An 11,869-nucleotide genomic window follows, 5' to 3' on the forward strand; every position below is an offset into this window, starting at 1 on the left:
TAGGGGTATCGCCAAGTGGTAAGGCACCGGTTTTTGATATCGGCATCCGTTGGTTCGAATCCAGCTACCCCTGCCATCTATTCTTACATACACCAACCGCCAAGGGTGCTTCATGCCCAATCTTGTCGTTTTTAGTGGAACCGCGCATCCACAATTCGCTCAAAAAGTCGTAAGCCACTTGCACATTCCTTTAGGTGCTGCATCAGTTTCTACCTTCTCTGATGGTGAGATTGCTGTAGAGATTACCGAGAATGTCCGTGGTAAAGACGTATTTATCGTACAACCTACTTGTGCGCCAACCAATGACAACCTCATGGAAATCTTGGTGATGGCTGACGCGTTGCGTCGTGCAAGTGCAGGTCGTATTACTGCCGTTATTCCTTACTTCGGTTATGCCCGCCAAGACCGTCGTCCTCGTTCTACACGTGTTCCAATTACCGCTAAAGTGGTTGCAGATATGCTCACCACTGTAGGGATTGACCGTGTAGTGATGATTGACTTGCACGCAGACCAAATTCAAGGTTTCTTCGACATCCCTGTAGACAACATTTATGGTACGCCTGCGCTATTGGCTGACCTGCGTCAACAGTCACACGACAATCTCATGGTAGTTTCACCAGACGTTGGTGGTGTGGTTCGTGCGCGCGCTGTTGCAAAACAAATGGGTGATATCGATCTTGCAATTATCGATAAACGTCGTCAAAAAGCGAATGAATCACAAGTGATGCATTTGATTGGTGATGTAAAAGATCGTGACTGTGTCATTGTAGATGACATGGTGGATACTGCAGGTACATTATGCAAAGCTGCCGATGCACTTAAAACTTTTGGTGCTCGCCGCGTTGTTGCTTATGCTACCCACCCTGTACTTTCAGGCAAAGCGATTGAAAACCTGAAAAATTCTGTGATTGATGAACTGGTTGTTACAGATACCATTCCTCTTTCAGAAGAAGCTCAAGCACTTGGTAAAATTCGCCAAGTATCTGTAGCAAGTATGGTTGCAGAAACAATTCGCCGTATTAACAACGAAGAATCTATTAGCGCAATGTTCGATTCTTATCTATAATAGAGCGCTAAATTTTCAAAGCCCTGCCACTTGGCAGGGTTTTCTATCACTAGATTGGTCGCAGATCTAGTTTATTTAAACTCAAAATAAGGATGTCTATCATGGCAAACTTCGTATTAAACGCTCAAGCGCGTGAAGCAGCTAACCAAGGGAAAGGTGCGAGCCGCCGCCTTCGTCACGCTGCATTAGTTCCAGCTATCATTTATGGTGGCGACGCTGAGCCTGTAACAATCACTTTAGAACTTCGTGAGCTTGTAAAAGCTTTAGAAAGCAATGCTTTCTTTGAAGAAGTTGTAGAAATCAAAGTAGGCGACAAAGTTGAAAACGTGAAAATCCAAGCGTTACAACGTCACCCTGCTAAAAACACACCTATGCACGCTGACTTCAAACGCGCATAAGTGTTCATGGTATAATTAGTGGCTAATATTTCACTGATTGTTGGTTTGGGCAACCCTGGTAAAGAGTATGCCCAAACCCGCCATAATGCAGGCTTCTGGTTTGTAGAACGCCTTGCAGATCAATATGGCATTACATTAAAAGCCGATCCTAAATTTCACGGGATCAGCGGACGTGGTAATATCGAAGGTCAAGACGTTCGTCTGTTATTACCCACAACCTTTATGAATCGTTCTGGTCAAAGTGTTGTTCCCTTCGCCAAATTCTATCAAATTGCACCTGAAGCAATGCTGATTGCTCATGATGAACTGGATATGAACCCAGGGATCATTCGCCTAAAAACGGGTGGTGGTCATGGTGGACATAATGGTTTACGTGACATCGTGCCGCACACAGGTCCAAACTTCCATCGTTTACGCATTGGTATTGGGCATCCGGGTTCAAAAGAACGCGTGTCTGGTCATGTACTGAGCAAAGCACCAAGTAGCGAGCAAACTTTAATGGATGATGCACTTGCACATGCATTAGGTCGTATCAAGTTACTGGTCAATGGCGAAGTACAACAAGCCATGAATCAAATCAATGCCTATAAACCGAACTGATGAATCCACAATTGTTGAACAATCACACTTGCCATGTCGCAATTTTCAGAGCAAAATGCGCTTTCTGCTCGGAACTGACATCCAGCAAGCAGTGTTTGAATTCAACCATAAGATAAAATCTTAGGTCCACTAAGGAGACGCTCACCATGCTATCTCGTTTATTAAAATGCAAAATCCACCGTGCTTTTGTAACTCATGCAGAACTTCACTACGAAGGTTCATGTGCAATTGACGGAACACTCATGGATTTGGCTGGCATTCGTGAATATGAAGAAATCCACGTATGGAACGTGACCAATGGTAAGCGCTTCACAACTTATGCAATTCGTGGTGAAGACAACTCAGGCATCATTTCAGTCAATGGTGGTGCTGCACACCAAGCCGATGTAGGCGATATTATTATTATTGCAACCTTTGGTGACTTCACTGAAGCAGAAGCCAATGCGCACGAACCACGTTTGGTCTATGCAAACCCAGACAATACCGTGAGCCACACTGCAAACTGTATTCCTGTACAAGTGGCTTAAGCCATTCCTGTATAAAATAAAAAACTCGCAAATTTTGCGAGTTTTTTTATGGCTCAATAAAAGTCTTTCTAGTCTTTAATCGCAAGAATTACAAATTAGTCATCGTGCAAGCTATGCAATAAGCTATGGCTAATACCATCAGCCCTTAAAAATGCAAAATCATAACTTGCGGTTGCAAGCGCCAACACGCGACGCTCAAATTCCTGCCACAAAGGTCGCACTTCTTTGTAGTGAATGCCCAAGCCGCTTTCATCGGTAAAATGTCGATTTTTTTCACAAATTTTCAGTGCATGATACAACTTACGCCCTTTTGAAGCATCATCACGTAAACGCACCCGCTTAGAGCGGATAAACCCTTCGACATGACGCAGGTCAGCAAAAGGCAACATAGGCACTAAAATCTGATCGAGCTGTGCATCTAAACGACGCCAAACGGCAGTGTGTTGTTCAGACGTATAACTGTTCCATTGAATCACTTCATGGTTAAAGCGACGGCAACCTCGACAGACAGCATCACCAAACACCGTAGAACAACGACCTGCACACGGGGTTAAAGTGGCAATTTGACGATCCTTACTCAACACAACACTCCAATATTTAACAACACCTGTTGGCGCATCAACATGAACACAACATTCTTCTTTGAAACGAGTGGCATCATACCCCGTTCTGCTACATTTTTAAAATGTTGTGTCGTGCTTTAAAACCATGTACCGCACTCGGTTTTCTCGCATATTCACACAAAGCAGGTTAGAATATGCGCCTTAAATTTTTGTCTTTCATCTATTGGAGTACTCCATGAACGCTACTGTAGAACAGCTTGCACCTGTAGAACAGCCAGCGACCACGACTTGGGTTGTTGCCGCACTTTATCAATTCAAAGAAGTTGCAGATCCTGCCGATCTTCAACAACGCTTATTAGATTTGGTAAATTCAATCAACCTTTGCGGTACTCTCATTGTGGCAGGTGAAGGCATTAATGGAACTGTAGCGGGTGATCGTGCCGCGATTGATCAAGTTCACCAATTTCTGTTGGATGAAGGCTTTACCGCAATGGAATACAAAGAGTCACATAGCTCTGAAAAGCCATTCCGTAAAATGAAAATCAAGCTGAAAAAAGAAATTGTGACTTTGGGTGTAGAAGTAAAACCACGTGATTTAGTCGGTCACTACCTAGACCCGAAAGAATGGAATGAACTGATTGCTCGTGACGATGTCATTCTGATTGATACCCGTAATGACTATGAATACAAAGCAGGAACGTTTAAGGGCGCAATTGACCCGAAAACCGAAACTTTCCGTGAATTTCCAGAATATGTGAAACAAAACCTAGAACAGCATAAAGATAAAAAAATTGCGATGTTCTGCACAGGCGGGATTCGTTGTGAGAAATCGACCTCTTTATTGTTGCAAGAAGGTTTTACCGAGGTTTATCACTTAAAAGGTGGCGTACTTAAATACTTAGAAGAAACACCAGCAGATGAAAGCTTATGGGAAGGTGAATGTTTCGTATTTGATGGCCGTACTGCGGTGACACATGGTATGCAAGAAGGTCAAAACACCAAATGTCATGCTTGCGGTTGGCCATTACTGCCTGAAGAAGTTGAATTACCAAGCTATGAACACGGTGTATCTTGTGTGTACTGTATTGATAAGACCAGTGAGAAACAAAAAGAAGGTTTCCGTATGCGCCAATCACAAATTGCCGCAGCTAAACGTAAACGTCTGTAATCCGTACAGGCTCATACACATCAACAAGGTCTAACAAAAGCCATGTTGATGTTGTATCGACCACTCTAATCATATTGAAAAAGTCCTCATCCAGTATGGGGATTTTTTATGTCTACATATATGCTTCACGCAAGATTACATAGAACATAAAAATACAACGCTTGTTTACCAAGCATTGCGCAATATCCCCAGATTGGGTGATAGCATTCAATCAAAATAAGCCACAAAATCTGTGGCTATATTGGTGCAGATGTTTAGCACAAACTCAACATCTCCCATAACCCAAAATTCAAGGATCGTTATGTATTCCTAAATTTATATGCCGCAATCAGGAGTGACGCTATGCCTAAAACAACAATTTCAAATTCAATGCACACACTACGTTTTACGCCTGTAAAATCTGTGACTGCTGCGCATAGCACAACAATGCAAGATTGTTTGGAACATGAGTCACATACTTTTATTGTGGCTTTAGGTGCAATTTTAGGCGGTATTATTGCAGCATTTGTGGGCTACCATCTGCAAGCGCATTTCTTGAATTACGCCCTGCTCTGTGCCATTCCTATACTTGTGGCATATAGCTTAAGACGTGTATATATCTATACCCTGACCCATGCAGAGCTTGATTAAGTCTAGATTGCGCAAGACTTTACTGTTCGTCCAGTACTGCTTAGGATAGAAGCACTTTTCTAAAGCACAACTGGCATGAACTTAACTGAATGGATTATTTCCATTATGGAACAACTGGGCTACCTTGGTATTGCCCTGTTAATGTTTCTGGATAATGTTTTTCCACCCGTTCCTTCTGAAATTATTATGCCCTCTGCAGGCTATTCTGCATCGCAAGGGCAATTACTGCTATTGGGTGTCATCATTGCAGGCTGTATCGGCTCGTTGTTCGCAGCGGCAGTGTTATATTGGGTAGGTTATCGCTGCAAACATGAAAGTATTTACCACTGGGTCAATCGCTACGGTAAATATCTATGGATTAAAGAACAAGACGTCCGAAACTCCCTGCATTGGTTTGAACAATATGGACATCGGATTGTATTTTTTGGGCGCATGATTCCCGCTATTCGTTCTCTCATCAGTATTCCTGCAGGCATGAGCCACATGCCATTTTGGAAATTTATGTTTTATAGTGGTTTAGGCACAATTATTTGGACCACTTTTTTAGCTTGCGTGGGTTATTATTTTGGTGAAAACCAACAATTGATGCAGCAAATTTTCAGTCAGGTCAGCCATGTCATTATAGGCTTGGTGCTCTTAGTCATCGCAATTATTTTATACCGTAGGCATCGCCGTAAAATGCGTGACTAATGCTTGTGTTGCTGCGCAATTGAATCAATTTTTTGGGGAAAATCAGACATGAAACCATATTTATTATTTTTTGCTGCGGTTTACAGTATTACGCTGGTCTTACTCATTACCGTATTGATTTTTGGTCTGAACTTAGGTGGCTTGACCTTGCTCCCTGCATTAATTGCCGCAGCATTCATTAGTGCAGGACATTTTGTCAAAAAAGAACAACGCTTACCGAGCAGTGATGAAAAAATTCAACTGGTTTGGGGCTCAAGTGCGGTGGCAATTATTATTGGTAGCTTCTTTGTGTTTTTCTTGGTGCTGATGAATCCGAATGCAGAAGCCATTTTAAAAGCTGCAGATAAAGCAGGACTAGCACTGGCTGCGGTGGTGATGCTGTGTTTGATTGCGATTCATGGTGCAGTTTTTCATGTTGCCTATGGTTGGTATGCGAACCGTTATTATCAAAAAAAGTACTTATAAGCTTACCTAAAGTACGTATTTCACACTGAACCGCAACATCAAACACTTAAAATCAACATCAGGCTGATATATCACACATAAATTTACGTCTGACATGCGCTGTAACTGAAATGCATTCTGAATAGGCTATAAGCCTACATTGTAGCAGCGTAGATTAAGCCTATTCATAGCGATTTATGAATATAGGAACGCTATAACGCATACAAAGATAAAAAGGTGATTCGAATGTCAGATTTTGAACGCAATGAAAAAATTGACCGTGATGTGGTTAAGAACTTACCAAAAGAAGAACGTGATCGCTTAAATGCCGATCCAATTACAGGAGAACCTGGTGCACACCCTGTCGGTACTGGTTTAGGTGCTGTTGGCGGTGCGGCTACTGGTGCAACAGTAGGTGCGCTGGGTGGTCCAGTAGGTGCTGTGGTCGGTGGTGCTGTAGGCGCTGTAGTGGGTGGTTTGGCAGGTAAAGGTGCAGCAGAAGTTGTAAACCCTACCGAAGAAGAAGCTTACTGGCGTACCAATAGCTTAAATACAACCTACTTTACAGAAACACGCAACCATTATCATGATTTAGATTATGATCGTGACTATCAAAATGCCTATCGCATTGGTTATGAAAACCGCCCACATTATGATACGCACACACGTTTCGAAGATGTTGAGCCCGATCTAAGAAGCAAATGGGGGCAAATTAAAGGCAGTTCACGCTTAACGTGGGAACAAGCTAAATTGGCTGTCAAAGATGCTTGGGATCGTGCGACACGCTAATTGGTAACATGATCATTGAAGCGCCATAATAAAAAACGCACTGCGATTTGCGCAGTGCGTTTTTTTTATGAGGATTACATATTACACAATATGTAAACCAAGCCATTAATCAGGCGTGTGGTACATCAAATATAATTCATTCAGGTTTTCAGGAATTTCTTCTGCAATTTCGTCCATTAACTGACCATTGCGACGGAAAGATTCCATTTGTGGATCTTCTTCATCAATGCCGCTAAACACCATCATTGGCAAAGTTAAATCAACCAATTGCTCTTCAAATTCAGGCGTAAACCATGCTTCTTCGTTTAAGAACATCGCATCGACAAAGCCAACGCTCCAATCACCCAAACTTGAATCAACTTCTGCTTCTTCAATTTCAAATGGAAACTCAATGCCTTCTTCATTGGCTAAACTTTGGCGAATGCTTTCTAACCAAGCCTGAATTTGCGCAATAATTTCAGCAGGCACTTTCTTTTGGTTGCCTTCAAACAATTCATTTAACCATGGGTCAAATTGAGGTCCAACTGCAATGGCACACAAGAAACCATGCGTTGCAGCGAAGTCTAGACCATACTCGTTTTGGTCACCATCTAGATATTCACTTAACAGGTCTAAATCTAAAGCAGTCATTTCAAATCCATCGGTGTCAATTTAGGGGTGTAGCATAGCATTTTCAATGCCAGATACAGTACCTGATTTTAGTCATCTTCATCGTCAAAATCGTCGTCATCGTCAAAATCATAATCAAAATCTTTGAGCTCACGTTCCAAACGACGTTGTGCGAGTAAATCATCAATCAAACGGCGCTTTTCTAAAGATTCTTTCGCGCTTATTTTGTTTGATGCCTCATCGAAATTAACATCATCATCACCGTAGTTATCATCTAGTTCAAAATCTGTAGAAGACACTAAAACTACCTCAGAATGAAAAAATGTGAAGGGTCTAGCCGCTATTTATCTGCCTTTATAAATATTGTCAAGTTTTATTTATTTTTTTCAAAAAACTGCAACATAGACAGCTTGCAACATTGCGGCAAATTTGTGTATTTATGAACAAGTTAGTATCATTATTTGAGATTCGCCCCAATCATAAAAATATTTTGCGGGCAAAAAGGAAATTGACTTGAAAAACAGTAATGAAGCCCCATATTCCTATCACATTCTTCATTCAAACATCATTTTAAAATCATGCTTGATTGATCAATTCACCCCCTATTTAAAGCGAATTGTGCTATCATGCACGGTTTTTCACTGCCACAGATTCAACGAAGAGTAAGCAAAGATGAGCGATATGAATTCCCCTACTTCGCAAGTAGCGGCTCTGATTAGCCGAGGCAAAGAGCAAGGTTACCTAACTTACGCTGAGGTTAACGATCATCTCCCGGACTCAATCACAGAAAGCGAGCAGATTGAAGACATTATTCAAATGCTTCAAGACGTCGGTATTCCTGTGCATGAACGTGCGCCTGAATCTGATGATGCAATGTTCGAGGATAATGCGGAAGCTGCCGACGAAGTTGCTGAAGAAGAAGCTGCAGCGGTACTTGCCTCTGTAGAAAATGAGCCTGGTCGCACCACAGACCCTGTGCGTATGTATATGCGTGAAATGGGTACGGTTGAGCTGTTAACGCGTGAAGGTGAAATTAGCATTGCGAAACGTATTGAAGAAGGGATTCGCGATGTACTTCACTCGATTGCCTACTGGCCAAACGCAGTGCAAGTGGTACTGCAAGAATATAAAGATTATGAAGCAGGCGAACGTCGCCTTGCCGATATTTTATCAGGTTATTTAGACCCTGAAACCGATGAAGAAATTCCAGAAGTTTTAGAAGACGAAGCCGATTTAGACAAAGAAGAAGACACCAGCAACAAACCAACCAAAGACGTCAAACTTGATGATGACGATGAGGAAGAAGAAGCTGAAGCCGAAGAAGAATCTGAAGCAGATTCAGGTCCAGACCCAGAAATTGCAAGAATGCGTTTTGGTGAATTGGAACAGGCTTATCTTGCAAAAATTGCTGCCATTGAAAAACATGGTCGTGAAAGTGCCGAAGCTCAAGAGGCTTTAGAAGCTTTAGCGACTGTATTCATGATGTTTAAATTTACGCCACGTTTATTCGATATTATTTCGGAAATGATTCGTGGTACACATGAACAAATTCGTACTGCTGAACGTGAAGTGATGCGTTATGCGGTGCGTCGTGGTCGTATGGATCGTACTCAATTCCGTACCTCATTCCCAGGTCAGGAATCTAACTTTGCTTGGTTAGACGAGCACATTGCCAAAGCACCTGCCGACCAAAAAGGCTATTTGGAAAAAGTACGTCCAGATATTTTGGCGTTCCAACAAAAAATTGCCGACATTGAAAAAGAGTTAGGCTTAGATGTTAAAGGCATCAAAGAAATTTCTAAGCGTATGGCAGTAGGCGAAGCCAAAGCCCGTCGTGCGAAGAAAGAAATGGTTGAAGCCAACTTGCGTCTGGTTATTTCGATTGCAAAAAAATACACCAACCGTGGTTTACAATTCCTAGACTTGATTCAGGAAGGTAACATCGGCTTGATGAAAGCGGTAGACAAGTTCGAATACCGTCGTGGTTATAAGTTCTCGACTTATGCAACATGGTGGATTCGTCAGGCGATTACCCGTTCTATTGCCGACCAAGCGCGTACCATTCGTATTCCAGTACACATGATCGAAACCATTAACAAGATCAACCGTGTATCGCGTCAATTGCTTCAGGAAATGGGTCGTGAACCGACTCCAGAAGAATTAGGCGAACGCTTGGAAATGGATGAAGTTAAAGTTCGTAAAGTTCTGAAAATTGCCAAAGAGCCGATTTCTATGGAAACGCCAATTGGTGATGATGAAGATTCACATTTGGGTGACTTCATTGAGGACAGCAACATCACCTCACCTGTTGATGCGGCAACCTCTGAAGGCTTAAAAGAAGCGACCCGTGAAGTGCTTGAAAACTTGACTGAACGTGAAGCCAAAGTTCTGAAAATGCGTTTTGGTATTGATATGCCAACCGATCATACTTTGGAAGAAGTTGGGAAGCAGTTTGATGTGACCCGTGAACGTATCCGTCAGATTGAAGCCAAAGCCTTACGTAAACTTCGTCACCCTTCTCGTTCTGAACACTTACGCTCGTTCTTGGAAAATGACTAAGATTGCTGCATAAATGAGCTATTGAAATTTTTAAATTCAGCCTCATTTATTCAACAAGACAAAAAACGCCTGCCCTATGCAGGCGTTTGATATAGAGATAGAGACACACGCTTATGACGTTATTCAACCGTACCCCATCTCGTGAACTACAAGAGCATCTTTGGGTGTTTCCAATGGATTACCCAATTAAACTCATTGGTGACGCGGGTGATGAACTGCGTATTGCTGTGCTTGAAATTTTAGTGAAGCACTTCCCTGAGTTTGATGCACAAAGCATCAGCATTACCCCATCACGCACAGGCAAGTATCATTCAATTACAGCACAATTGCGTTTTGAAGAATTGGAACAAGTGCATGCCATTTATGCAGATTTGGCAGCTTGCCCACTGATTAAAACTGCATTGTAATTTTGTAGATTGATTTTCAAATAACACGCTTTCGGGCGTGTTTTTTGTTTCTGCGCTGCCAAAATCTTATTCAATCCACAAATCCCCTACAGCCGCCACATTTTCGTATAATAAAATCAATTTCTTGCTTTTATGGATAGGACTGCATCACTGTGGATACTGCACAACGGCCAAACCTGATTATTCGTCAATATCATGACCTGACTGACTATCAAGCTCGCTTTCAGGAAATGAAAGACTGGACTGAACAACGTGATGCAGACAGCCCTGACCAACTCTGGATTTTACAACATCCGAATGTACTGACCCAAGGGCAAGCAGGCAAAGCCGAACATATTTTAATGGCGACAGATATTCCTGTGGTACAGACTGATCGTGGTGGTCAAGTCACATGGCATGGCCCAGGCCAATTGGTCGCCTACTTCATGTTTGACCTGAACCGTTTAGGCTGGAATGTCCGTACTTTGGTATCTTATGCTGAAAACTTGATGATTGAGCTGCTTAAAAAATACGGCATTGAAGCCTATGCCAAAGCCGATGCACCGGGGGTATATGTCAATGAACGGAAAATTGGCTCACTTGGTTTTAAAATTCGTAAAGGCCGTAGTTATCATGGTTTAGCCCTTAATATTGATTGTGACTTGACTGGTTTTCAAAGTATCAACCCTTGCGGCTATGCAGGTTTGGAAATGGTACGTGTGATGGATTTAGTCAATGACTATCCACATTTTGAAAACTTCTGCGCAGATATCATTGAAACTTTACAAAACAGCGGTTACTTTAATGACGTTCAAGTCATTCACGTATAAATGGCTTTCTTTTCAATAAGAAATAAAATAGAGTATTTACTCTAAATAATGATTTATAACACAGGGATTCAGCGCGTGATTTCAACTAAATCTGTGAAACCCGCTTTGCAACTGGCCTATGTCAAACTCATGATGGATGTGATTGGCAGAGGTTTAGTCATGGCAAGTCAGGTCGATGAAGAAATTAAACAGGAAGTTGCAAAATTCCCCAGCAACTTTGTGTTGTCTATGAAAGTTTTTCCGAATGGTCCAGCCTTTGTTGCCAAAGTCACTGCAGATCATCAATTAGAACTGTTACAGAATACGGCACAAAAACCCGATTTAACCATTACCTTCAAACACTTAAATCATGCATTTTTAGTGTTTTCATTTCAGGAAAGTACCGCACAGGCCTTTGCGCATGACCGCATGATTGCTGATGGTGATGTGTCTTATGCAATTCGCTTGGTACGTTGCCTGAATAAAATGGAAGCACTGATCTTGCCTAAATTACTGGCAGAACTGGCGGTAAAACAATATCCGACTGAACTCAGCTTAAAAGAAAAACTATCAGGTGCAGCCAATATCTATCTAAAAGTTGCCCAATCTTATTTCAAACGGAGTGCATAAC

16 protein-coding genes and 1 tRNA gene are annotated in these 11,869 nt (G+C 42.0%); 14 read left to right on the top strand and 3 right to left on the bottom strand.

The window, feature by feature from the left end; all coding sequences use genetic code 11:
* The first annotated feature begins 1 nt into the window (after position 1).
* From F947_RS03635 to panD, 5 genes are all read left to right on the top strand, one after another.
* Positions 2–76 (top strand) — tRNA-Gln (locus F947_RS03635).
* 36 nt (positions 77–112) lie between these two features.
* Positions 113–1,066 carry a ribose-phosphate pyrophosphokinase gene (locus tag F947_RS03640; RefSeq protein ID WP_004972226.1) on the top strand — a complete coding sequence of 318 codons (954 nt, stop codon included), beginning with the start codon at positions 113–115 and terminating at the stop codon, positions 1,064–1,066.
* Positions 1,067–1,167: 101 nt separating this feature from the next.
* Positions 1,168–1,464, top strand: a complete 297-nt coding sequence (gene rplY, locus F947_RS03645) for a 50S ribosomal protein L25 (RefSeq protein ID WP_004972228.1) — start codon at positions 1,168–1,170, stop codon at positions 1,462–1,464.
* 18 nt (positions 1,465–1,482) lie between these two features.
* On the top strand, positions 1,483–2,064 hold the full coding sequence (gene pth / locus F947_RS03650; protein ID WP_004972230.1) for an aminoacyl-tRNA hydrolase: 582 nt from the start codon (positions 1,483–1,485) through the stop codon (positions 2,062–2,064).
* Between the two features lie 146 nt (positions 2,065–2,210).
* Positions 2,211–2,591, top strand: a complete 381-nt coding sequence (gene panD, locus F947_RS03655) for an aspartate 1-decarboxylase (RefSeq protein WP_004972232.1) — start codon at positions 2,211–2,213, stop codon at positions 2,589–2,591.
* 95 nt (positions 2,592–2,686) lie between these two features.
* Here the strand turns inward: panD and F947_RS03660 are convergent, their stop codons facing one another.
* Positions 2,687–3,172: a DUF1289 domain-containing protein gene (locus F947_RS03660; RefSeq protein WP_004972234.1), complete on the bottom strand. Its 486-nt coding sequence runs from the start codon at positions 3,170–3,172 to the stop codon at positions 2,687–2,689.
* 217 nt (positions 3,173–3,389) lie between these two features.
* On the opposite strand from F947_RS03660, the gene trhO reads away from it, so the two are divergent.
* From trhO to F947_RS03685, 5 genes are all read left to right on the top strand, one after another.
* Entirely contained in the window at positions 3,390–4,322 is a 933-nt protein-coding gene (trhO, locus tag F947_RS03665; RefSeq protein WP_004972236.1) for an oxygen-dependent tRNA uridine(34) hydroxylase TrhO, read from the top strand.
* 342 nt (positions 4,323–4,664) lie between these two features.
* A complete protein-coding gene (locus F947_RS03670) occupies positions 4,665–4,952 on the top strand; it encodes a hypothetical protein (RefSeq protein ID WP_004972238.1) in 288 nt (95 codons plus the stop codon).
* Positions 4,953–5,027: 75 nt separating this feature from the next.
* Positions 5,028–5,642: a DedA family protein gene (locus F947_RS03675; protein ID WP_004972240.1), complete on the top strand. Its 615-nt coding sequence runs from the start codon at positions 5,028–5,030 to the stop codon at positions 5,640–5,642.
* Between the two features lie 48 nt (positions 5,643–5,690).
* Positions 5,691–6,107, top strand: a complete 417-nt coding sequence (locus F947_RS03680) for an ABZJ_00895 family protein (protein ID WP_004972241.1) — start codon at positions 5,691–5,693, stop codon at positions 6,105–6,107.
* 225 nt (positions 6,108–6,332) lie between these two features.
* Positions 6,333–6,875: a hypothetical protein gene (locus tag F947_RS03685; RefSeq protein ID WP_004972243.1), complete on the top strand. Its 543-nt coding sequence runs from the start codon at positions 6,333–6,335 to the stop codon at positions 6,873–6,875.
* A gap of 105 nt (positions 6,876–6,980) precedes the next feature.
* Here F947_RS03685 and F947_RS03690 read toward each other — a convergent pair whose 3' ends face one another.
* Both F947_RS03690 and F947_RS03695 read right to left on the bottom strand, forming a co-directional pair.
* Positions 6,981–7,505 carry a YecA/YgfB family protein gene (locus tag F947_RS03690; RefSeq protein WP_004972244.1) on the bottom strand — a complete coding sequence of 175 codons (525 nt, stop codon included), beginning with the start codon at positions 7,503–7,505 and terminating at the stop codon, positions 6,981–6,983.
* 68 nt (positions 7,506–7,573) lie between these two features.
* Positions 7,574–7,783 carry a PA3496 family putative envelope integrity protein gene (locus F947_RS03695; RefSeq protein ID WP_004972246.1) on the bottom strand — a complete coding sequence of 70 codons (210 nt, stop codon included), beginning with the start codon at positions 7,781–7,783 and terminating at the stop codon, positions 7,574–7,576.
* 373 nt (positions 7,784–8,156) lie between these two features.
* Between F947_RS03695 and rpoD the strand changes: the two genes are divergently transcribed.
* The 4 genes from rpoD (at position 8,157) to F947_RS03715 (ending at position 11,868) form a co-directional block, all read left to right on the top strand.
* Complete coding sequence (gene rpoD / locus F947_RS03700; protein WP_004972247.1) at positions 8,157–10,043, top strand: RNA polymerase sigma factor RpoD; 1,887 nt, start codon at positions 8,157–8,159, stop codon at positions 10,041–10,043.
* A gap of 113 nt (positions 10,044–10,156) precedes the next feature.
* Positions 10,157–10,450 carry a YbeD family protein gene (locus tag F947_RS03705; RefSeq protein WP_004972250.1) on the top strand — a complete coding sequence of 98 codons (294 nt, stop codon included), beginning with the start codon at positions 10,157–10,159 and terminating at the stop codon, positions 10,448–10,450.
* A gap of 152 nt (positions 10,451–10,602) precedes the next feature.
* Complete coding sequence (gene lipB / locus F947_RS03710) at positions 10,603–11,259, top strand: lipoyl(octanoyl) transferase LipB (RefSeq protein ID WP_004972253.1); 657 nt, start codon at positions 10,603–10,605, stop codon at positions 11,257–11,259.
* Positions 11,260–11,334: 75 nt separating this feature from the next.
* Positions 11,335–11,868: a hypothetical protein gene (locus tag F947_RS03715; protein WP_026438100.1), complete on the top strand. Its 534-nt coding sequence runs from the start codon at positions 11,335–11,337 to the stop codon at positions 11,866–11,868.
* Position 11,869: the final 1 nt, after the last annotated feature.

It is taken from the genome of Acinetobacter towneri DSM 14962 = CIP 107472 (assembly GCF_000368785.1).
GTDB classification, from domain to species: Bacteria; Pseudomonadota; Gammaproteobacteria; order Pseudomonadales; family Moraxellaceae; genus Acinetobacter; species Acinetobacter towneri.